We start from the raw sequence: 21995 nt of genomic DNA, 5'->3' as shown, positions 1-21995 counted from the left end.
CCCGGATCGCACAGCGGCTGACCTGCAGTCAGCACCATGCGCGGCCTCGAACCGCACCGATGCGGCGATGACCTGCAGATTCCGGCGCCTTGTCCGCTACACCACTTGGCCGGACGCCACCCCGGCCTGCCCCTCAACCGCCGCGCAAAGCCTTCAGGCCGAGCGCGGGAGCGGGCGCATCACGCGATCGTTGGACTCGGCTGGAAGCCGTACGCAGCGGGCCGCACCCCGGCCAGATGATCAAACAACAGTTCGACTCCACGCCAGCCCGTACGGACGAGAGACCTGCACGAGTCGACACTGGAGCGACCGAGGCAGGGGTCCGCCGGCATCCGGCGGGTGCTCGACGACACGACCTACGCCGCACGGCTGGACCGGTAGGACTTCTGCCCACTCGGCGAAGACGGCGCCGAGCCCGTGGTCACCGGCACGGCCATCGACGACGCCCCACCCCGCCACACAGTCGATCCCGCACGGCCGGTGCGCCACGACACCGCTCACCACGGCCCCCACAGCCCAGCCACCACATTGACGCGAGCCCGAGTAACGGCAACACTGTAACCGTTAACTTTCTCCGGTCTGCCCACCTCCCGTTTCAGCCGCACGGCTTGACGCACGGAAGCTGCACCCTGACCCGAGCCGCCAACCAGGCAACGACGCCACCGGCAAGGAGCTTCAACATGACCGCGACGAGTCGCCCCTCCTCGTACGGGGAGGGGCTTGCATGAGCCGCACACTGCTGCGCGGGGCACGCGTGATCACTCTGACGCCCGGCCGCCCCGACGCCGAGCACATCGACGTACTTGTCGACAACGACCGCATCGCCGACATGGGCTACGGCCTTGACGTGACGGACGCCGACAGCATCGACTTCTCCGGACGCATCGTCATGCCAGGCCTGGTCAACGCACACCTGCACACCTGGCAGACCGGACTGCGGTGCGTGGGTGCCGACTGGACCCTGCTCGAATATCTCACCCACCTGCACGGTGGGCTCGCCGGCCACTACAGTCCCGACGACATGCTCATCGGCAATCTCGCCGGCGCACTGAACCAGATCAACTGCGGTACCACCACGATCGGCGACTGGTGTCACAACAACCGGACTCCCGAGCATGCCGATGCCGCTATAGAAGGACTGCTGGAATCCGGGATACGCGCCGTCTTCCTGCATGGCACGCCCTATCGGGCGCCCCACATCACCCACCCGCTTCCCGAGATCGACAGGCTGCTGGACGGCCCCGTCCGCCGACATTCCCTGCTCACGCTCGGGATGGCCGCCCAAGGGCCCCAATACTCGACCCCCGACGTCGCGGTGGCCGATTTCAGGGCCGCCAACGAGCGCGGCATCGTCGTATCCATGCATCACAGCGGCGGCGAGCCAACGGCCGCATGGGACGCCGTGCGCACCGCCGGCCTGCTCGGATCGCGCACCAATGTCGTGCACGGTGCGGGGCTGCCCGACGAGTGGCTCAAGTCGCTGGTCGAGGCCGATGTCACCTTCTCCATCACCCCCGAGAACGAACTCGGTCAAGGCCACGGCACGCCCCTCACCGGGCCACTGCTGCGGCTCGGTGCGGCGCCCTCGCTCGGCACCGATGTCGACAGCGTCGCACCCGGCCACATCCTCACTGCCGCGCGCATCGCTCTGGCCCACCAACGCGCCCTCGACCACGAGCGTCATCGGCAATCGACCGGCGCGGCTTCGGAGAGGGCATCGGTCACCGGCAAGCAAGCGTTGGCATGGGCGACATCCGAAGGGGCCAGAGCACTGGGGCTGGCCGACCAGGTCGGCAGGATCGAGCCCGGTATGCAGGCCGACCTCGTCGTCATCGATACTCGCTCGTTGAATCTCTGGCCCGCCCACGACCCGGTCGCCGCGGCGCTGCACGCCGACATTGCCAATATCGAGGCCGTGATGATCGCCGGCCGGTGGCGCAAGCGCGCTCATTCCCTGCTCGGTGCGGATCTCCAGGAAGTCAGGGGCAGGCTGCTGGAATCCGGCGAGCGGCTTCTGCGCACACTCGGTGCGCCTGGCATCCCTGAGTCCTGACGCGAATGGCATGCACTTCCATGCGAAACGCGTATCCAGCGCCGCAGGATGGTGGGTGCCGACCCAGTGCGGCCTGGCATTCGTCTGCACTGTGCCGACGCCGGACACAGCCCAGCCGGCCCTTACACGGCCGTACACGCGGAGCCCTCAAGGCTCGACGGGGCCCGGCAGGCACCCGCCCGTGCGCATCCCGCCCGACCCGGGGAGAAGCGAACCGGCGGCGTGACAGGTCAGGTCGCACAGCTTGCCCTCTCCCCTAATAAACGGATACGCTGTATCCGAAAAAGAGTGCCTGCATCGTAGCCAAAACGCTGGAGGCGGGCCGCGGCGGAAACCCCGACGCCATCCGGACCGCCCCTTCCAGTCGTGTGCCCACCCGCCGCCGAGCGGGGACACGTGGTCCAGCCCGAAGGCCCCCAGCACAGCGCAGCCGCTCGCCGCCCCGTTCGAGAGAATCAAGTGAGGTCGATCCCCATGACAGAACCCCACGACATCGACGTCCTCGTCGCCGGAGGCGGCCCGACCGGCTCCACCCTCGCGGCCGACCTGCTACGGCGCGGTCTTCGCGTCCGTGTCGTCGACAAGGCACCGCACGCCTTCGAGGGCTCCCGCGCCAAGGGGGTCCAGCCCCGCACCCAGGAAGTCCTCGAGGATCTCGGAGTGCTCCAGGAAGCGCACGCGGAGGGCGGGCCCTACCCTCTCGCGGGCATTCACCTCGGGCCTGTCACGGCGCCATGGAAAATGCAGCAGCGGAACAAGCCGACCCCGGACGTCCCCTACCCCAACATCCTGCTGCTGCCGCAGCACCGCACCGACGCTATCCTGCACCGCCTGCTCCAACGCCTCGGACTCACCATCGAGTACGGGGTCGCCCTGGAGGACTTCACACAGGACACCGACGGCGTCACGGCGACGCTCTCCACCGGCGAGCGGGTGCGCAGCAAGTACCTCGTCGGCGCCGACGGCGGCGCGAGCGCCGTCCGCGCGGCAACCGGGCTCGGCTTCGTCGGGGACACCGACGAGTCCGACAAGACCCTCATCATCGACTGCACGATCGACGGACTGTCCCGCGACCGGTGGCACATGTGGCCCCGGGCATCCGCAGGAGCCTGCCCACTGCCGCACTCCGGCCAGTTCCAGGTGATGATCCGGCTGAAGCCGGGCGAGACCCCGAACCTCGACCATGCCGCCCTGGCCGACCAGTTTTACGCGCTAACCGGCGTCAAGCTCCGCGACATCACCTGGACTTCGGCGTTCCGGCCCAACGTCCGACTCGTCGAGCACTACCGCGTGGGCCGGGTCTTTCTGGCGGGCGACGCCGCCCACGTGCACACCCCGGCCGGTGCGCAGGGCCTCAACACCGGCGTGCAGGACGTCTACAACCTGGGCTGGAAGCTCGGCCAGGCGATCGCCGGCGCGCCGGACAGCCTGCTCGACAGCTACGAGTCCGAACGGCTCCCGATCGCCGCAGGCGTCCTCGGCAAGTCCAGCGAGCTGTACCAGAGCCTCAGCAAGCACCGTGTCGCCGGTCTGAAGCGCGGCGACGAAGAGCGGCAGCTCTCGCTCTCCTACCGCGGCGGCCCGCTTGCCCCCGCCGACGCTCCGGCCACCAAGACCCTGCGTGTGGGCGACCGGGCACCGGACGCGCCGTGCACCGCACCCGGCACCAGCCGCCTGTTCGAGGTCTTCCAGGGGCCGCACTTCACCGTGCTGGCCTTCGGCCCCAACGCCACCGAGGCTCTGCCCAACTTGACGTGGCCGGCCGGGGGTGCCGTACTGCGCCGCTACGCCGTACGCGGCGGGCGAGGAATCGACAGTGACTACATCACCGACGCCACCGGCCAGCTGACCAGCATCTACGGCGTCGCGGGCGACACGTTGATCCTGATCCGGCCCGACGGATACATCGGCGGCATCATCACGACCGACTGGTCGGCCTCATTCACCACCGCGGTCAAGGAGTTCACCCCGCGGTGACAGCCGTCCCGGCACCGCGAACGTTGTTCGACGCGCAGCGCACCCCGGCCCACTTCAGCGAGAGCGGGTCCGAGCCACACGATGCCGAGCCGGCGGCCGACTCAGGCCGCGTCCTGGCGCCTTGACCCACACCTGTACTTTGCGCCTCCTGTCCGTTGCGCCAACATGTCATTACGGATACGTTGTAATCGAAATTGCGGCTGCCAGTATTCCCGGACAGGCCGCTTTCCAGCGCTGCACCTTTCACTGCGGCGGCCGTTACAGGCGCATCTCGCTGCCGCAGCTCGCCGGACAGCCGCTGGGCGTACCGCCATGCGTCAGACCGAACAGGAGGAGCTTCAGGAATGTCAGCACAGCAGGAGGTCGCCGAGGGCCGCCCGGCACCGGTCGTGACCCTCGACTTCGTCGGCAGCCGCATGGAGACGGAGGAAGCCACGTCGAAGCTCTCGGTCGAATCGCAGGCCGCGCTGCGACAGTTCCCGTTGGAGCGCATGACCGGCTACGGCGTCGACTACGCGGATGCCATCGAGGTACGTGCCCGCGTGGTCGAGGGACAGGACTGGCGCTCGGCTGCCACGGAGCTCGCGGCAGTGTGCCTGCGTCGCGTCGAGGGCGCCACAGAACTGGCAGGGAGGCCCACCAGGATCGCGTACCTGCGCCGTGCGTCCGCCCTGCTCCGCATGAGCCAGATGATGATGCTGTCCGACACTGCCGAGCGTCGCCAGATCTTCGCGCGGGCGGCGGAGCTCTACGCACAAGCCGCCGCGCTGAGCGCCGACCGCGAGCGCGTCACGATCGAAACCGAACGCGGTCCCTTGACGGGGTGGCTGGTCCTCGCGTGTGACACCGCTGCCGCCTCGGCCATCGTCATCGGGGGTGTCGAGGGCTGGGCCATGGATTTCGACAGCCTCGGCGAGTCGCTCGCGGCACGGGGTATCGACGCACTGATGCTCGACGGGCCAGGGCAGGGCGAAACGCGGCTCATCCACGATCACTACCTCACGACACACTGGCGTGACGCCTACGGGCGAGCCGTCGACTTCCTCGCCGGGCGCTCGCCGGCCCGCCCGATCGGCTTCATCGGCAACAGCATGGGCGGCAGCGTAGCCATGGCCGTCGCGGCGCAGGACACCCGGATCCGGGCGTGCGTCGACAACGGCGGCATCCACGCCCCATGGCTCGTACCGCCAACCATGGGGACCTTCTTCTCCAAAATGGTGGCCGCCTGCGGAACAGAGGACCCGGACCGTGCGATGGACGTGTGGAAGACCATCACCCCGCTCGCCGACGGGCCCAACGCAGGTTATCCGCTACTGGTCGTGCAGGGCGGCAAGGATCCCATGGTCTCGAACGACCTCGCGGAACTTGTACTGAAGGGCGCGCCCACGGACGACACGCAGATGGTGATCTTCTCCGACGGCAACCACTGCGTCTACAACCACAAGCACGACCGCGACGCCCTCGTCGCCGACTGGACGAGAGCGCGCCTGTGCGGCCGGCCGAGCCCCGAGATCACGAACTGAGAGGAAATCCCCGTGCAGATCATCGACGCACAGATCCACCTCTGGGCCGGCGAGAGCGCGCCGCCGCACCACTGGCGCGCGCCGTACACCGTCGGCACCGCCCTGCGCGACATGGACGAGGCCGGCGTGGACCGCGCCGTCAACTGTCCGGCGATCTGGGATGCCGACGCGAACGACTACGCGGTCGAGGCGGCGAAGCAGCATCCAGAACGGTTCGCGACCCTTGGCTGGTTCCCCCTCGACGAGGCCGCGGACGAGTCCCTCGTCGACGCATGGCTGGACAAACCCGGCATGCTGGGCCTGCGCTTCATGCTGGCGGCGCCGGAGACGGCCGACCGCCTCGCGTCGGGCGGGCTCGACTGGCTGTGGGCGGCCGCCGACCGGCGCGGCATCGCCATAGGGCTCATGGTGATGCCCCCGTACCTGCCCGCCGTCGGCGACATCGCCGCCCGGTACCCGCAGATGCGCCTGATGCTCGACCACCTAGCGTGCAACCCGTTCGAGAAGCTGCCCGATGCGACCGCACACCTCGACGCCCTGCTCGCCCTCGCACGCCACCCCAATATCGCGGTCAAGGCTACGGGCGTACCGAGCATGGCAACGGACGCGTACCCGTTCGCCAGCACCCACGGCGTACTGCGGAAGGTCTTCGACGCATACGGCGCGGAGCGGATGTTCTGGGGCACGGACATCACTCGCCTCCACTGCCCATGGCGCCAGGCGGTGACAATGTTCACCGAGGAACTGCCCTGGCTGAAGGGGCACGACCTGGAGAGCGTCATGGGCCGCGCCGTGGCCGACTGGATCGGCTGGCGCTGAGGAGCCGCGCGCCAGCAGGGCTCGGCGGCGTGCATCTGAACCCCGCCCGAACAATCCCGCCCACATTCGCCGGCGGAGCGTCGGCCGCCACGGTGGGCCCAACGCGGGTACGACACCGCTGTTTCGGTCCACTTCCGGCTGCTGCTCCATCCGACGCTCGACGACCACACCGTGCCGCGCGCCGCGGCGCGCGGCCGAAGGCTTCGCACCCCGGCTCCGCGCCGCCCGGATCGGTGTGGGTGACACCGGCCTCTTGCAGACCACAGCCGTCGTATACGCCCGCCACCGGCGCGCCGCGGGCACCATGTTCGGCGCCCGGAAGCGGCTATCCGGCTGCTCCTGGGCCTTCTTCAGAATTCTGCGGCGAGTCGACCCTGGCCTTTTCCAGCCCGTCGAGGAGCAGGTCCAGACCGAACCGGAACTCCTCGTGCAGTGGTGCGGAGGTCAACGCGTGGGCCGCCGCCGTCGTTGCCGGATAGGCAGTCGGGTCGAGTGAGTTGTAAAAGTCCCGCAGCTGCATCTGATCCTCGGGGCCTGGCGTTCCCGGGCCGTGCTGCTGGATGGCGAAGCCGATCACGTAGTGGCCGATGGCGGTGAAGGCCCGAGCGGCCAGGCCGACCGGGAACCCGTGACTCAGGAACAGGGTGATGAGCCGTTCCCTGGCTCGCAGACCGTTGGGGCCGACGGGAACCTGGGCAGCCAGCAAGGACAGCGCGTGGGGGTGCCGGCACAGGGCACCGTAGAAAGCCGTTGCCACGACGGTCACGGCTTCCCGCCAGGTAAGACCGTCCAGCTCCTCGGACGGGACGTTGACTTCGCCCAGGATTCTGTCGGCGACAAGAGCGAGGAGCTCGTCCTTGCCGTTGAAGTGCCGGTAGAGCGTCGCCGTGCCCGAGTCCAGCGCATCGGCGAGCATACGCAGGGTCACCGTCTGGATGCCGACTTCGTCGATGAGCTTCAGGGCCGTGTCGACGATCCGCCCGGCGTCCATCGGGGGGCGCCCGCGCCGGTACGCAGGAGCGGGCTTCCGGCTCGCCCACCAAGCGGGATTTCCCGGAACCGGCTGGGCCTCCGAAGCCATGACGCGGTCACCCTCTCAGCCAGATCTTCTGTCGGCACGTATCCCGACCAGGATTTTCGGCCTTATCGTATCCGTTTTCGACTGCGGCACGCCGGAAGCCTTCTCGCAGGGCATCAGACACCGACAGCCCATGGCTTCGGCCCGTCGACTCGACGCGTCGCCACTGATTCGTCGGCTTCCTCGGCACCCCCTCCTACGACCGCAGGGGCCTGGTCAGACGCCATACGCCTGCCACCGCGCAGGCATGACCGCCGACCTCGCTGACGGACCCCGTCGCGAACGTCCGGCCGAGCGCCTGACCGCGCGGTCCGTCAGTGGGCCGCCCGTGCCCGGTGTTCCGCAAGGACGTCCAGGCCGAAGTCGGAGGCCGGGTCACGCCAAACCGAGTGGGCGTGGTTGGCAAGCCTCTGGGTGTTGTCGTACTCGATGAGCACACGGGGGCCGTGGAGCCGGTAGTAGTGCGGTTCGCCGGCGTCCAGGCTGCCGGACCAGCTGAAGTGGATCTCGTCGAGGACGCCGTCGGAGGCGTGGCGGACTCCGTGTTCCTGTGCGAGGTCCTCCGGAGCCCGGCCGGTGTACAGGGAGAGCAGCCGTCGCAGACCGTGGCGCTGCTCCTCGTCCAGATCGCGTGCGCTGATGCCTCGGGGAGGAACTGTGATCGCCACGCGCGCGTGGTCCTCCTCGGTGTATCCGCTGGCCTCCTCGGCCCGACGGTCGATGTCGTCCACGAGACGTGCCAGAGCCGGGTCCGAGAAGCTTCCGCGCCACAGGTCCTGCATGTGCATCATGGTGTCGCCCCGGCGGACTCGCGGCCTGTTGCCGGAGACGATGTCGGACACGGCCGACGGGTGGAGCAGCGCCTGCCGGAGTTGTGGTGCGCTCAGCGTTCGCGCCAGTTGCCGTGCCTGACCCTCGATCCCGCCCAGTGGGTCCAGGAATCCACCCAGCAGCACGGTCCTCGCGGGATCGGCGCCGATGAAGCACGGTGTCGTCGAGACAAGTCTGTCCGCCACGATCAGGTTGTTCAGGGAGATGTGGTGGCCCCCGAACCTCCAGGCCCAGACCGGGTCACCGGGTCGGCCGAAGACCCTCAGCCAGTACAGACCGGGATCGCGCCCGCGCTCCCGGCCCCAGTCGACCCGCCATCCTTCCACCTGGTCCAGGGTGTTCTCGAGACCCATCACCGTGGCGACCGTGGCGTATCCGGCCTCGGACAACCCGCTCGCCACCAACTGCATGGCCAGGCCCTGCTGGTAGGCGCTCTGCTCCCGGATGGCCAGTCCGCCGTGATTCGTCGGCGTGTAGAACCACCGCAGCCTCTCGGCCTCCGCTTCGGGGTCGAGCGGCGATTCGTACAGGGCGAGGAGCAGTTGTTCCTGGCTCAACGCGCCCAGCCAGGTGGCGGCGACCGTCGCCATGGTCGCTGCCGCCCCCTCACGTCCAGGTGCGGCGGCAGTCGGCCGGGCCTTACGGCCGTCGTTGGTCATTGGCGCGCTCCCCCGTCCTCGGACACATCCAGCATGACTTTGATGGCGTTGCCCCGGCGTTCGGCGTACGTGTCGAAGGCTTCGCCGACATTCTGCAGAGGGAAGTGGTGCGTGATCAGTTCAGCGGTACGCAGACGCCCGCGGGCCGCGAGGGAGACCGCGCGGGCCAGTGAGCCGGTGCCCTCACCGCGGACCGTCTCGATCGAGATGCCGTTCATCACCGCGTGGTTGAGATCGGCGCGCACCGGCTCCTCGAAGAAACCCACGAGCACGACCTTGCCGGCCCGCTTGGTCATACGGAGGGCGTCGTCCACCGCGCTGGAAGCGCCCGAGCATTCCAGAACGATGTCGGCGCCCGTGCCCTGCGTCGCTTCGCGAACCGCGGCAACGGCGTCTTCGTTACGGGAATTGAGCACGAGGTCCGCGCCGAATGACCTGCCGATCTCCAGGCGGGCGTCACGTGTGCCGATCAGGACCACCGTCCGAGCGCCGAGCTCGCGGGCGACCTGCGTGGCGAGCAGTCCTATCGGGCCCGGCCCGATCACCGCGATGCTCGCGCCGACCAGCAGGGAGCCGAGTACGTCGAAGGCGTGCATGACCGTGCCCACCGTCGTGAGGACGACAGCGGCGTCGAAGTCGACCGACTCCGGAAGCCGGTGAAGGGTGGAGACATGGTTGACCGCGTACTCGGCGAATCCCCCGTTCACGGTCATCCCCTGCACACGGTGGCCCTTGCGCCGGTGACCGTAGTTGAGGCAGTCGGTGTAGCCCCCGGCCAGGCAGTTGGCACAGCGCATGCAGCCGCGGTGCGCTTCGGTCACGACTCGGTCGCCGACGCGGAACTCGTCGACGGTGTCCCCGACGGCGGCGACGACTCCCGCGTACTCGTGCCCCGGGACGAACACATCGGGGTCCGGTCCGCCGTCCGGGAAGAAATGGCGACTGCGGATCTTCAGGTCCGTGCCGCACAGGGACGCTCTACGGACGTGCACCAGGACGTCTTCCGGACCCACTGGAGGCACGGGCAGCGTGGTCGTTCTGATGACGCCGGGCTCGCCGCCCAGCACTGCCGCCTGCATGGTTTCCGGCAAGGACATATCGAGTCTCCAACTGCGGGCCATCACGCCACGCATCATTTTGGGGAACGGGACGTTCACGCCCCGGAACCATCTTTGCCCACTCATGCCGCCTGTCCTACGGATGTCACATAGGAGTTGCCTATGGAGCATGAGGTTAATTCCTATTGGTAACGATTTACATGGTGTGCCACAGTCGTCGGGATATCAAGACTTGCCGTAATACTGAAGACCTGGGCGCCTTGAGGAGCGGAACCGTGGATCTGGGAATTACTGGAAAAACCGCGCTTGTATTGGGCGGAGGCGGAGGTATCGGCGGCGCTGTCGCGCAGGTCCTCGCGGAGGAGGGGGCCAATATCGCCATTGCCGATATCAATCTGCAGGCCGCGCAGAAGCGTGCAGAAGTGGTGAAGAGTGTCGGCGGCAACGCGTTGGGGGTGGAATGGGATCTCGGCGATCTGGGCGCGATCGACGCGAATGTCGCACTCGTCGAGGACGCCCTCGGCCCGATCGGCATTCTCGTCAACAACACCGGCGGGCCTCCGCCCTCACCCGTGTTGGGTCAGGGCCACGAGGTCTGGTTGAGCTACTTCCAGTCCATGGTGCTGTCGGTGATGGCGATCACCGACAGGGTGGCACCGTCGATGAGGAGCCGCGGCTGGGGCCGGATCATCACCAGCACCAGCTCCGGCGTGGTGTCCCCCATTCCCAACCTCGGACTGTCCAATACCCTTCGTGCCAGTCTCCTCGGGTGGTCGAAAACATTGGCACGGGAGGTCGCGGCCGACGGCATCACCTGCAATGTGATGGTGCCCGGCAGAATCAGCACGGAGCGTGTGCAATTCCTGGACCGATCGAAAGCCGAACGGGAGGGAAAGACCGCGGAACAGGCGTCTTCGGAGAGTATCGCGTCGATACCCGTGGGACGCTACGCAGAGCCACGCGAATACGCGTCCACCGTCGCCTTCCTGGCGAGCGCACAGGCCGCCTACATCACCGGCTCTGTCGTCCGGGTCGACGGCGGCCTCATTCCCGGCATCTGAACCTGAAAAGCTGACCAAAAAAGGTTGCGGTATGGCACTGCTGACTCGTACGACCGAGGGTGTTTTCGCTATCGCGCCGACTCCGTTCGACGATGAGGGGGCCGTTGATTTCGACTCGCTCAGCCGACTCACGGAGTTCTACGCATCTGTCGGTGTCACCGGCCTGACCCTGCTCGGTCAGATGGGCGAGGCCCCCAAGCTGTCCCACGACGAGAGCGTGCGCATCGTCAGGCACGTACTCGGGCGGACCGACCTGCCGATCGTCGTGGGAGTGTCAGCGCCCGGCTATGCCGCCATGCGTGCGCTGTCCACGGAGGTCATGTCTGCCGGCGCGTCCGGTGTCATGATCGCACCGCCCAACACGCTGCGGACCGATGACCGGATCGTGGCGTACTACGAGGGAGCTTCCGCAGCCATCGGCGAGGATGTGCCTTTCGTGATCCAGGACTACCCGCTGTCGTTCTCCGTGGAGATGTCCCCGTCCGTCATAGCCCGGATCGCGAACACCCTCCCCGGGTGCGTCATGCTCAAGCACGAGGACTGGCCGGGCCTGGAGAAGATCAGCAGCCTGCGGCGGATGGAGGCCGCCGGTGACATGCCTCGTCTGTCGGTGCTGTGCGGAAACGGCGGCCTCTTCCTCGACTTCGAGACGGAGCGTGGAGCGGACGGCGCCATGACGGGTTACTGCGTGCCGGAACTGCTCGTGGACGTGGTCCGCCATACGGCAGCCGGCTGCCGTGACACCGCCCACGACGTCTTCGACGTCCACCTGCCTCTGCTGCGATACGAGCAGCAGCCGGGTGTTGGTCTGGCCGTGCGCAAGTACGTGATGAAGCGGCGGGGGCTGCTGACGTCCGATGCACAGCGCAGGCCCGGGGCCGGCCTGTCCGCCATGGCCCGCACCGAGGTCGACTACCTGCTGACCCGGCTGGCACGCAAGGACACCAGGGTCACTCTCACGTCCTGACGAGTCCGGGCCAGTCACCTCAGCCGGAAGGGCTGGGCGGCAGGCCGACGTCCTGATGAGCAAGGAGTAACTTGATCGCATGCAGCTGCGTCAGCTGGAGTACTTCGTTGCCATCTGTGACGCCGGTTCCTTCAGCGGAGCCGCTGTCCGGTTGTATGTCACGCAGCCCTCGCTGTCCCAGCAGATCGGCGCTCTTGAGAAGGAGCTTGGGGCGGATCTGCTCGAACGTGGTCGTCATGGCATCACGTTGACTCCCGCCGGCCGGGTCTTCCTGTCGCAGGCCCAACGCGCCCTCCAGGCCGTTCAGGACGCCCAGGACTCCGTGCGCCAGGTGGTCGAGGGCCGCAAGGGCGACGTCCACGTGCTGACGGTGAGATCCGTGGCGTCGGGCGTCCTGCCGTCGTCCGCCGCACGATGGCACTCCCTGTTTCCTTCCACAGTCCTGCGCCTGCACGACTTTTCACACCGTCGCGCCCTGGAGGACGCCGTCCGGAGCGGCCAGGGCGACATCGCCGTAGGGCCACGGCCATCTCCCTGGGACGGGCCCGTTGTGTCACTCGGCTATGAGGAGATGGTGGTGGTCGGTCCAGTGGGGCACGAGGCGGAGGACGTTGCCGAGCCCGCTGAGCTTGCCGGTGCCGACTGGGTGCTCTATGAGCCGGAACAGGGCATGAGCGAGGTGGTGGACCGGGTGGCAGGACATCTCGAGTTCACGCCACGTGCCGTCGCACGTACGGGCCAGGTTTCGGCGGCGCTCCTGTTCGCGGTCGAGGGCATCGGAATGACGGTGGCACCCGCGAACGCGGTGCCTCTGGGGTGGGCCAGGCACGCACGGAGAATCGGCCCCGGGTTCTACCGGGAGCTCGTGGCGTACAGCAGAAAGCAACCCTCACAGCTGGCAGAACGCTATCGGGACATGCTCACCACTGTCGCGCTGCCGCTGATCGCGGAGGGGGACCTGCCCAAGGGTGCCGTCCGCTGCTGATGCCCCAAGGCAGGGCGTACGGAGCGCCGTGAGCCCTGCGGCGGCTATGTCCTCGGCAAGAGCGCGCCGACGCGGGACTCTTTTTCCGCAGCGCACTGACCGCAGCCCGTCCACCTCCCCACCGGAGTCGCGCACCGAGGTCCTCGTCCGCTTCTTCCTCGGGAGATGCTCGCGGGCCCAGCACCTCGGCGTCGCTCCTGCCGTGGGACACAGGCGACTCCAGCGCCGGCAGGGTCGGGGCTGAAAGCGACGACCGCGTCGCTGGAGAAGACCAGCCGCTCGTCGGTGACTCGGTCACGGCCGCGGCACCACGCCCGCAGCACGGTCCGGCGCCCGGTCGCCCAGGTTTCGTGTCCTGGTGGCCGAAGAGCGGACGGGGACGAGCGGACCGCCGTGCCGGCGAGAGCTCACCCTCTCGGACTCCCGGGAACAGGGACCAGCCCATCCGGGTAAGTGGGGCCGGCGACCAGAGGATTGCGGAGGGAGCCGATGCCTTCGACCCAGCTGTGCAGTTCCTCAGTGGGTGCGAGGAAGCGGCGCGGGTTGCGGGCGCCGCCGATACCGGACGGGGTGCCGGTGAACAGGATGTCGCCGGGAAGGATCGGGCAGATGGCGGAGATCCAGGAGATCAGCCGGGGTATGGAGAAGATCATGCCGCTCGTACGGGATTCCTGCATGGTTTCGTCGCTCACCGCACAGCCGATCGCCAGGTCGTCCGGATCGTCGAACTCGTCCGGGGTCACCAGGACCGGCCCGGTCGGGCCGAAGCCGGGAAACGACTTGCCCAGCGAGAACTGCGGTGAGGGCGGAGCCAGTTGGACCAGGCGCTCGGAGAGGTCCTGGCCCACGGTCAGTCCGGCCACGTGCCGCCAGGCGTCCTCCTCCCGCACGCCCTGAGCACGGGTGCCGATGACGGCGACCAGCTCCACCTCCCAGTCCACGACGGCACTGGGCAGCGTGGCTGTGTCGCAGGGCCCCGTCAGCGACGTGGGGAACTTGGTGAAGACCGGCGGATACGCGGGCTTGTCCGCGCCGGACTCCGCCGCGTGCGCGGCGTAGTTCAGCCCGATGGCGAAAACCTGCCGCGGGCGGGGCGCCGGCGGGCCGAGAAGGCTCTCGTCCACGAGGACACGATCCGCTCGCAGCGCGGCCGGAGACTGCGCCCACGCGGTGAATTCCTGCCAGCGGTCGAAGACGGCCTGCGGGTCTGCGGAGAACAGGCCACTGCTGGCTTTCTCCACATCCACCGCACCGTCGTCGTGGACGAGGACGAGGACGAGTCGGTTGTCGAGATTGGCTGTGCGCACGGCACACCTCCAGGGAAAGGGGCTGTGAGGGCGGTCGGGGCGGTGTCAGACACGGACGCGGCGCCAGCGCATGGCCGGGTCGAAGCCCCGTACGGACGTCGTCAACTCCAGTACGTCCGCGGCGTGCCGCGCGACGCGTTCCAGGGTCGTACCCACCCACGGCGCGTAGTGGCTGCACCGGACGTGGTGGAGCACCGCCCCGTCCGCCGTGCGTTTGCAGCGGCGGGCGTTCGCCACCGTCCCGCGGGGAGCACCGAGGGCATCCAGCAGGGCGAGGGACTCGATGAGGGCGGCAGGCCGCTCTCATCGCTCGGCGGGACCGCCGGAGTCGGCCGTGAGCAAAGCGCTCATCCAGCCGTCGGCGGTGTACAGGAGCAGTCCGCCCGGCTTCTCGCCGAGCGGTCGGCGCACGGCATCCCCGCGGTTGGCCAGAAAGCCCGTCAGCTCCCAGGCACCGACGATGTCATCCATCGCTGACTCCATGTCGTTGCTGTTCGGCGTGTGTTCAGGCGCCGTCTGCCTCGGTCGACAGGTACGCCCACTCGCTCCAGCTCTTCAGTCGCTCGGCGTAGACATGCTGGGTGAACTCGTAGGCGTGGGCACCGAAGAGGACACGCAGCGGGGGCTTCTCGGCGTCGACGATCCTCAACAGAGCGCGGGCCGCCGCCGCCGGATCCCCGGCCTTGGAGTTCGTCAACTGAGCCAGCACGTCCTGGCGTGTCGGCCCGTATACGTCGATCGGCGTGGCAAGCACGGCGGAGGAGGTCACGTCGGTGGCGAATGCTCCGGGCTCGACCAGTGTGGCCTTGACCCCGAACGGGGCGACCTCCTGGGCAAGGCTTTCCGTGAGTCCCTCCAGCGCCCACTTCGCCGCCGCGTAGCCGCCCATGATCGGATGGGCCACGACTCCACTGAGGCTGGAGATCTGGACGATGTGGCCACTGCCCTGGGCGCGCAGCAGGGGCAGCGCGGCCTGAGTGACCCACACGGCGCCGAAGAAGGCGGTCTCGAGCTGGTCGCGGAGCTGCTGCTCGCCGAGCTCCTCGACCGCGCCGCCGAGGGCGTAGTCGGCGTTGTTGACCACGACGTCCAGCCGTCCGAAGTGGTCGTGGGCGCGTTGGACGGCGTTGAACGCGGCGGCCCTGTCGGTCACGTCCAGGGGAAGCGGCAGAACCGCGTCGCCGTGGTCGGCGACCAGGTCCGCGAGGGCGCGAGTGTCCCGGGCCGTGGCCGCGACCCTGTCGCCGCGCCTGAGCGCCGCCTGGGCGATGCGGTGGCCGAGGCCGCGGGACGAGCCGGTGATGAACCAGATCTTGCTCATGGGTGAGGAACTCCTGGGGTGAAGTGGTCAGGGTGGTGGGGGACCAGCTGGGCGGGCATGCGGTCGCCGGATCAGCCTGCACGTCACCGACGCCGACCTGCGACGCTGTGCCGAAGACCTGTCCCGTGCACTGGTTCCGGACGGATGGCTCAGCCTGTCGGTCGTCCCCGGCCAGGTGTGGGCCTGGGCGGGCTGGCGGTCGAGCCCCGAACCGGGCCGCCGCGACCAGGCCCGGCTGCTGCGGCCGCCGCCCGGGATCAGGGTGGCCGCCGGTCCTGGCCCGGCGGCGCGAGCCGTCCCCGCCGCGCTCCGCGTTCACTGCCGAGAACCCCACACCGGCCCTCAGAGTGACGCACCCGGACGGCTCCTCCACGGAGTCATGCTCGATCGTCGTCTCGCTCTCTGGCGTCATTCTCCTGACCAGCGGATCCGCCATTGATCAGACCAGTGAGCGTGCAGCCGTCACAAGGACCGCATGACGACTGCGCCGCTTCCACCGGGGCCCTGTGGAAGCAGCGACGAAACGGTCGTGGATGAAGCGGTCTCCCTGCGGATTCCTGCTCGTGTGAACTGCCGGGCTCAGGCAGCGGAGTCCGGCAGTTCCACCACGGTCCCGAGGCCGGGCAGGGGGAGCCGGCAGATCTCGTGGGCTTCGTCGGCGGACAGCCCGAACATGCGCAGCAGATCCTCGGTGACCTGGTCGGTGGCTTCGGCGTCGTCCTGCTCGGGATGGTCGTGCAGGAGCTGGCCGAGGCAGAGCGCGGCGCCCGCGACGACAACCAGGGCGAGCTTGGGGTCGCGCGCGCTGAACCGGCCGGCGCGGACCGCGTCTTCTATGTCACGCAGGACGAAGGACGCGATGCCCTTGTCCGAGGCGGCCATGGCCAGTCCGTTGCTCAGGAGAACCTTGCTGAGCTCCCGCTGGCGGCGGTGCAGACGTCCGGTCAGGCGAAAGCTCTGCGCGAATACGTGCGCCGGGTCGGTCAGATCCGCCGTCAGCTGATCCAGCAGGTTTCCGTAGACCTCGAGTCCGTGCTCGACGGCGGCCTGGAAGAGCTGCTCCTTGCTCTCGAAGTGGTTGTAGAACGACCCCATACCCACGTCGGCGGCCTGTGTGATCTCCAGGATCGGGGCGTTCGTCTTCCCGGCCGCGATGAATGCCGCGGCCGCTTCGATGAGCGCGGCGCGGGTGCGCGCCTTCCGCCGCTCCAGCCGGCTCGGGACAGCCTCCGTCATGTCTGCTCCCCTTCCCCACGGGCTCGAGAACCATCATATCCACGACCGTCACTAATGATGAAATCGTCACTATCTCTTGACTGACGATTCCATCTGCGGTGACGATGTCGTCAGAAACGAAAGAGGCGGTCAGTGACTGAGCCGCAAGACCCGCACGCCGCTTCCTGGACGCTTCCGAACCGTTGCACGATCCCAGCGAAAACACAGGTCACCCCATGAACGTCGCATCCGTCGTCCTCGCCGTGCTGCTCGCGGTGTTCTTCCTGCCCCTGGGCACCGCCAAGATCCTTGCCCTGCCACAGACGCGCCAACTGGCCGTGGAGAGCGGCTTCTCCGTCACGGCCTACCGGGCCATCGGCGTACTCGAAGCCGCCGCGGCGGTCGGGCTGCTCCTCGGCCTGGCCATACCGCTGCTCGGCGGCCTCGCCGGTACCGGGTTGTTGCTTCTGATGACCGGAGCCCTCGTCACTCACCTGCGCCAAGGCGACGGGCCGCGGAAGTTCGCACCCGCGGTCATCGTGGCGCTGCTCGTCACCGCCTACCTCGCCACCCACCTGGCAACGGCATGAAGGAACAGCCCCCGCACCGACCGGCGCGATCAGCGGTATGGCCAGGCCGAGGAGCAGCCCGACGCCACGGCACGTGACTCCCCGGGATGTCGCATCCCCAGGCCTCGCCAAGGCGCAGCAGCAAGCTCCAGTCAACCGCGACAGGATCGAATCATGTCTGGCACTTCCGGAATCCGCGAGGACCTGATCCGCGTGCTGATCGTCGATGACGAGCCCGGGCTCGTCGAGACGCTGTCCGTGGCCGCCACCGAAGCGGGCTGGCGGCCCTACCCGGCGGTCGACGGGGAGAGCGCGCTGCTCACCGCGCGCGGCTGCGCACCGCACGTCGTCGTTCTGGACGGAATGCTGCCCGGCCTGGACGGCGTACAGGTGCTCAGGCGTCTGCGGCACGAGAACCCCCGGCTGCCGGTTCTCATGCTCACCGCCCGGGACACACTGGAGCACCGTATCGACGGCCTGTCCGCGGGAGCGGACGACTATGTGACGAAGCCCTTCTCGCTGGAGGAGGTCGTGCTGCGGCTGCGCGGCCTGCTGCGCAGGGCCGGCGTCGAGGATGCGAAGGCCGACGAGTCCGTCCTCGCCGTCGGGGATCTGGGTGGAGAAGACCCGTGAGGCGCACCGCGACGGGACGCCCATCCAGCTGACCGCCAAGGAGTTCGACCTGCTGTGGCTGCTGATGAGCCACCCGCGCCAGGTGCTGAGCAAGGCCCAGATCCTCGACCACGTCTGGAGCAGTTCCTTCGACGCCAGCGGCAACCTCGTGGAGGCGTACATCTCCAATCTGCGCAGGAAGATCGACAAGGGTCGGGCCCCGATGATCCGCACGCTGCGCAGGATGGGATACACCATCAGGCCGGCCGAGGACGGCAGGTGAGACCCCGGATGCCCGGACGCTCCCTGCGCACACGCCTGCTGCTGTCCATCGGCCTCACACTCGCCGTGGTGTGTGCCGCGATGGCACTCACCACCATCTACGCCCAACGTGCCTATCTGCTGGGCAACCTGGACCAGCGGGTCAGCGACGCCGCCGAGCGCAGCCAGGGTGGACTCCAGCGCCGGGCAGGGGACGCCACGGACCTGGGCTTCCTCAACGAACGGGGGCAGCCGGCCAGCACGATCGCCGCCCGGCTCGACGACGGCGATGTCGTCGCCGCCGAGTTCGTCGGTTCGGACGCCGTGCCGCAGCCCCTCACAGCCGTCCAGGTCGCCGCGCTGGACGGTATCCCCACGGACGGATCCCTCCACACCCGGAACGTCCCCGGCCTGGGCACCTACCGTGTGACCGCCATCGACGGCGCGGGCCTGCCCGTCCTCGCGCCCTGCCCATGGACGACGTACAGGACATGATCAACGGCCTGGTCGTCATCGAGGCCGGTGTGGCGGCCGCCGGGCGACGTTGCTGTAGGGGGAGGGTGTCGATGCCGATGCGGCCGCAGGAGCCGGGTGAGATGGTCGGCAGAGTGGGGTGGTGGTGGATGAGACGGAGACCTGTTCGAACGGCACGAGTCGGCTCCTCCAGGGTGCGGGCGGCGAGGGTGGCCGGGGCGGTGCGCCTGAGGTGCGACCAGACCTTGCTCGACGGGATTGAGGTCGGGGACGTAGGCGGCCGGGTAGTGCAAGGTCAGCCGGTCCCGGTCGGCGACGGCGCGCTGCATCCGGCGGCTGTGGTGCCCGGCGAGATTTTCCCAGATCAGGATCATCGGGGCGTGAAGGGTCTGGTGTGCCTGGTCGAGCAGCGGGATCAGGTCGCGACACCGGCCGGTGCGGATCCGGTAGGTCAGCCGGGGTGGTTCGCCGGGCCGGTAGCAGGCCAGGGGGGCCATGGACAGCTTCGGCTGACGACCCTTGACCACCGTCAGGGTCGATGTCTGCCCGGCAGGTGCCCAGGTGCGGACGACCGCGCCGGTCAGTGAGGCCCCGGCCTGGTCCCGGAAGCAGATCCAGGCTCTGGTTGGCGCAGTCGCAGACTTCGAAGAAAGAGCCCATGCCTCGGGCGAACTGCCGTGCCAAGAGTTGAGCCTTCCGATGAGGGCTGAGGGGCACCGCCGGCCACGGTCCCCAGCGTCACGCCCAGAGTCAGCAACGACGGACTCCTCTCGGCCCGCCGCTGACGGGTTGCTGACCAGGGCCTCGACATCGCACCCATGACCTGCACGTGTGTCCAGTGCGTAGTTGTCCGGCAACAACATCGAGGACCGCCTCGGCCATGTGCGGTACGCGCTCTTCCACGTCGTCTGCGACTGTCGTACGGCTTCGCGCTTCTCAACGCCGACTCGGGCGACCCGCTGACCGGCGCCTCCGGGGCGATCGCCAACGCCCTGGGCGCCTGGCGCCTATCTGGTGCTGCTCGCGAAGGCCCGGGTCTGGGTCCTGGTGCCCTTCCTGGTCTTCCTGCCGCTGCGGCTGCCGGCCTGGCTGGTGCTGGGCTTCTGGTTCGCGCTGCAGGCGGTGTACTCGTCCGGGCGAGAGGATCTCCGAGGCCGGCACCGTGGCGTACGCCGCCCACGTCGTCGGCTTCCTCGCGGGCATGCTGCTCGCCTGGCCGCTCAGGGCGGGCATCCCGCCGCCGCCCGAGCCGGGCCGCCTGCTGTGGGGCAGGCAGGCACGGCATACGTGGTGACGGGCGCCGGCCTGCGGCTCAGCGGGCGGTGTTCGTGTGGACGTACTCCACGAGGCGGGTCAGGGCGTCCGGGGGCGTGTTCGGCATGACGCCGTGGCCGAGGTTGAAGACGTGGCCCTCCAGGCCCTTCGCGGAGTCGAGGACCTCGCGGGTCTTCGCCTCGACGGCCTCCGTGGAGGCGAAAAGGACCGTCGGGTCGAGGTTGCCCTGGAGCGCCTTGCCGGGGCCGACGCGGCGGGCGGCCTCGTCGAGCGGGACGCGCCAGTCGACGCCGACGACGTCCGCGCCGGCCTCGCTCATGGGGGCGAGGAGTTCACCGGTGCCGACGCCGAAGTGGATACGCGGCACCCCGTACCCCTCGACGGCCCTGAAGACCTTCTCGGAGGCGGGGAGCACCGAGCGGCGGTAGTCGACCGGGGCGAGGGCGCCGGCCCAGGAGTCGAACAGCTGGACGGCGCTGGCACCCGCTTCGATCTGGACCTTGAGGAAGGCGGCCGTGATGTCGGCGAGGCGGTCGAGGAGGTCGGCCCAGAGCTGCGGGTCGCCGTACATGATCGCCTTGGCGTTCTCGTACGTCCGTGACGGGCCTCCCTCGACGAGGTAGCTCGCGAGGGTGAAGGGCGCGCCGGCGAAGCCGATGAGCGGGGTGGCGCCCAGTTCGCGGGTGAGCAGGCCGATGGCCTCGGTGACGTACGAGACGTCCTCGGGGGTCAGGTCACGGAGCTGGGCGAGGTCCGCGCGGGTGCGGATCGGCTTCTCGACGACCGGGCCGACGCCGGGCTTGATGTCGAGGTCGACGCCGATGGCCTTGAGGGGGACGACGATGTCACTGAAGTAGATCGCCGCGTCCACGTTGTGCCGGCGGACCGGCTGGAGTGTGATCTCGGTGACCAGTTCGGGCCGGGTGCAGGACTCCAGCATGGGGATGCCCTCGCGGACCTTGCGGTACTCGGGCAGGGAACGCCCGGCCTGGCGCATGAACCACACGGGCGTGTGCGGCACCGGCTCGCGTCTGCACGCCTTCAGGAAGGCGGAATCCTGCACGGCGTCGTTCTTGACGGCGGCGGACGTCGCTGTCGGCTGCTGGCCCGCGGGGCTCTGGTTCGCGCTCACGACCCAAAGTCTCGCACGCCCCACCGACAGTCCCACGAACAGCCCCGGCGACGGCTCTTACCGGACTGTGGTCCGTTCCACGGGTGTCCCTCCCCGCACGGAGGCTCCGTTCCCTTTAACCTTCCCCGCATGGCTGCGGCTCAGGGACGACTGTCGGACGGCGCTGGCGGAATGGACGATGCGAAGGAGGGGGACCGGGATGCGGTGGAGACAGCTCCGTTGCCCTTCCGGGCGGCCGTCGACGCCTTGCGGTCCGCGCGGCTGAGGCCGCAGATCGAGATCGAGCCGACGCGGGCGCCACAGCGCCTGGCGCCGTTCGCGTACGCCCTGGAGGCGGCGGTCGTCGACGGCGAGGAGGATCTGGCCGACGGCCGGCTCGTCCTGCTGCACGACCCGGCCGGGCACGACGCCTGGCAGGGCTCCTTCCGGCTGGTGACGCTGGTACGTGCCGAGCTGGAGCCGGAGATGGCAGCCGACCCGCTGCTGCCCGACGTGTGCTGGTCCTGGCTCACCGGGGCGCTCCAGGCGCGCGGGCTGCCGTACGGCGAGGCGAGCGGCACGGTGACGCGCGCGAGTTCGCACTACTTCGGCGGGATGTCGGAGCGGCCTGCCGCCTCCCAGATCGAGATCCGCGCCTCCTGGACGCCCCGCGAGGGCCTCGGCGGCGTCCCGGACACCGCCTCCCACCTCACCGCCTGGTGCGACCTGCTCGCCCAGATCGCGGGCCTGCCACCGGCCGGCCCCGGGGACGCGTCGGTGGTGACGCTGCCTCAGCGACGGGGGCCTCAGTCCCGTTGAACCTCGCTGAACCTCGCTGA

At 68.9% G+C, this 21995-nt stretch carries 20 protein-coding genes and 2 pseudogenes; 12 read left to right on the top strand and 10 right to left on the bottom strand.

All coding sequences use genetic code 11. From position 1 onward, the window contains the following. Positions 1-724 precede the first annotated feature (724 nt). The 4 genes from RB628_RS20770 (at position 725) to RB628_RS20755 (ending at position 6372) form a co-directional block, all read left to right on the top strand. A complete protein-coding gene (locus RB628_RS20770; RefSeq protein ID WP_318321994.1) occupies positions 725-2053 on the top strand; it encodes an amidohydrolase family protein in 1329 nt (442 codons plus the stop codon). Between the two features lie 474 nt (positions 2054-2527). Then, complete coding sequence (locus RB628_RS20765) at positions 2528-4030, top strand: FAD-dependent monooxygenase (protein ID WP_318321993.1); 1503 nt, start codon at positions 2528-2530, stop codon at positions 4028-4030. 344 nt (positions 4031-4374) lie between these two features. Continuing rightward, a complete protein-coding gene (locus RB628_RS20760) occupies positions 4375-5553 on the top strand; it encodes an alpha/beta hydrolase family protein (protein ID WP_318321992.1) in 1179 nt (392 codons plus the stop codon). 12 nt (positions 5554-5565) lie between these two features. Then, on the top strand, positions 5566-6372 hold the full coding sequence (locus RB628_RS20755; protein ID WP_318321991.1) for an amidohydrolase family protein: 807 nt from the start codon (positions 5566-5568) through the stop codon (positions 6370-6372). Between the two features lie 325 nt (positions 6373-6697). Here RB628_RS20755 and RB628_RS20750 read toward each other — a convergent pair whose 3' ends face one another. The 3 genes from RB628_RS20750 to RB628_RS20740 all read right to left on the bottom strand — a co-directional run bounded on the left by RB628_RS20750 (position 6698) and on the right by RB628_RS20740 (position 10037). Beyond that, positions 6698-7363, bottom strand: a complete 666-nt coding sequence (locus RB628_RS20750; RefSeq protein WP_318321990.1) for a TetR/AcrR family transcriptional regulator — start codon at positions 7361-7363, stop codon at positions 6698-6700. Positions 7364-7764: 401 nt separating this feature from the next. Then, positions 7765-8940: a DUF3500 domain-containing protein gene (locus RB628_RS20745; RefSeq protein ID WP_318321989.1), complete on the bottom strand. Its 1176-nt coding sequence runs from the start codon at positions 8938-8940 to the stop codon at positions 7765-7767. Beyond that, a complete protein-coding gene (locus tag RB628_RS20740; RefSeq protein ID WP_318321988.1) occupies positions 8937-10037 on the bottom strand; it encodes a zinc-binding dehydrogenase in 1101 nt (366 codons plus the stop codon). The genes RB628_RS20745 and RB628_RS20740 overlap by 4 nt, the downstream gene beginning before the upstream one ends. A gap of 236 nt (positions 10038-10273) precedes the next feature. Between RB628_RS20740 and RB628_RS20735 the strand changes: the two genes are divergently transcribed. From RB628_RS20735 to RB628_RS20725, 3 genes are all read left to right on the top strand, one after another. Beyond that, positions 10274-11059: an SDR family oxidoreductase gene (locus RB628_RS20735; RefSeq protein ID WP_318321987.1), complete on the top strand. Its 786-nt coding sequence runs from the start codon at positions 10274-10276 to the stop codon at positions 11057-11059. A gap of 31 nt (positions 11060-11090) precedes the next feature. Then, a complete protein-coding gene (locus RB628_RS20730) occupies positions 11091-12026 on the top strand; it encodes a dihydrodipicolinate synthase family protein (protein WP_318321986.1) in 936 nt (311 codons plus the stop codon). Between the two features lie 79 nt (positions 12027-12105). After that, on the top strand, positions 12106-13011 hold the full coding sequence (locus RB628_RS20725; protein ID WP_318321985.1) for a LysR family transcriptional regulator: 906 nt from the start codon (positions 12106-12108) through the stop codon (positions 13009-13011). A 407-nt stretch (positions 13012-13418) separates the two neighbouring features. Here the strand turns inward: RB628_RS20725 and RB628_RS20720 are convergent, their stop codons facing one another. From RB628_RS20720 to RB628_RS20700, 5 genes are all read right to left on the bottom strand, one after another. Continuing rightward, entirely contained in the window at positions 13419-14318 is a 900-nt protein-coding gene (locus RB628_RS20720) for a fumarylacetoacetate hydrolase family protein (protein ID WP_318321984.1), read from the bottom strand. Positions 14319-14363: 45 nt separating this feature from the next. Then, on the bottom strand, positions 14364-14555 hold the full coding sequence (locus RB628_RS20715) for a hypothetical protein (protein ID WP_318321983.1): 192 nt from the start codon (positions 14553-14555) through the stop codon (positions 14364-14366). Positions 14556-14621: 66 nt separating this feature from the next. Continuing rightward, positions 14622-14789, bottom strand: coding sequence for a lipocalin-like domain-containing protein (locus RB628_RS20710; RefSeq protein WP_318321982.1), 168 nt, complete (start codon positions 14787-14789; stop codon positions 14622-14624). 34 nt (positions 14790-14823) lie between these two features. Beyond that, complete coding sequence (locus RB628_RS20705; RefSeq protein ID WP_318321981.1) at positions 14824-15639, bottom strand: SDR family NAD(P)-dependent oxidoreductase; 816 nt, start codon at positions 15637-15639, stop codon at positions 14824-14826. A 579-nt stretch (positions 15640-16218) separates the two neighbouring features. Beyond that, positions 16219-16875 carry a TetR/AcrR family transcriptional regulator gene (locus tag RB628_RS20700; RefSeq protein WP_318321980.1) on the bottom strand — a complete coding sequence of 219 codons (657 nt, stop codon included), beginning with the start codon at positions 16873-16875 and terminating at the stop codon, positions 16219-16221. A gap of 215 nt (positions 16876-17090) precedes the next feature. On the opposite strand from RB628_RS20700, the gene RB628_RS20695 reads away from it, so the two are divergent. The 3 genes and pseudogenes from RB628_RS20695 (at position 17091) to RB628_RS20685 (ending at position 18791) form a co-directional block, all read left to right on the top strand. Further along, a complete protein-coding gene (locus RB628_RS20695; protein ID WP_318321979.1) occupies positions 17091-17444 on the top strand; it encodes a DoxX family protein in 354 nt (117 codons plus the stop codon). Between the two features lie 153 nt (positions 17445-17597). Then, a pseudogene (locus RB628_RS20690) lies at positions 17598-18318 on the top strand (response regulator transcription factor). 8 nt (positions 18319-18326) lie between these two features. Then, the gene (locus RB628_RS20685; protein ID WP_318321978.1) at positions 18327-18791 is read left to right on the top strand and encodes a hypothetical protein; all 465 of its coding nucleotides are present in this window, start codon (positions 18327-18329) and stop codon (positions 18789-18791) included. Here RB628_RS20685 and RB628_RS42660 read toward each other — a convergent pair. Further along, the gene (locus RB628_RS42660) at positions 18716-19633 is read right to left on the bottom strand and encodes a transposase (RefSeq protein ID WP_412180694.1); all 918 of its coding nucleotides are present in this window, start codon (positions 19631-19633) and stop codon (positions 18716-18718) included. The genes RB628_RS20685 and RB628_RS42660 overlap by 76 nt on opposite strands. Here RB628_RS42660 and RB628_RS20680 point away from each other — a divergent pair. Then, positions 19623-20064, top strand: a pseudogene (locus RB628_RS20680) (rhomboid family intramembrane serine protease); the annotation flags it as partial. The gene RB628_RS42660 and the pseudogene RB628_RS20680 sit on opposite strands and share 11 nt — an antisense overlap. A gap of 18 nt (positions 20065-20082) precedes the next feature. On the opposite strand, the gene hemE reads toward RB628_RS20680, so the two are convergent. Further along, the gene (gene hemE, locus RB628_RS20675; RefSeq protein ID WP_318321977.1) at positions 20083-21177 is read right to left on the bottom strand and encodes a uroporphyrinogen decarboxylase; all 1095 of its coding nucleotides are present in this window, start codon (positions 21175-21177) and stop codon (positions 20083-20085) included. Between the two features lie 129 nt (positions 21178-21306). On the opposite strand from hemE, the gene RB628_RS20670 reads away from it, so the two are divergent. Beyond that, entirely contained in the window at positions 21307-21975 is a 669-nt protein-coding gene (locus RB628_RS20670) for a DUF3000 domain-containing protein (RefSeq protein ID WP_318321976.1), read from the top strand. Positions 21976-21995: the final 20 nt, after the last annotated feature.

The sequence above is a fragment of the Streptomyces sp. ADMS genome (assembly GCF_033441795.1).
In the GTDB taxonomy this organism is placed as follows: domain Bacteria; phylum Actinomycetota; class Actinomycetes; order Streptomycetales; family Streptomycetaceae; genus Streptomyces.
Note: the sequence above shows the minus strand (reverse complement) of the source record. Positions and strands in the feature narration are given on the sequence as shown.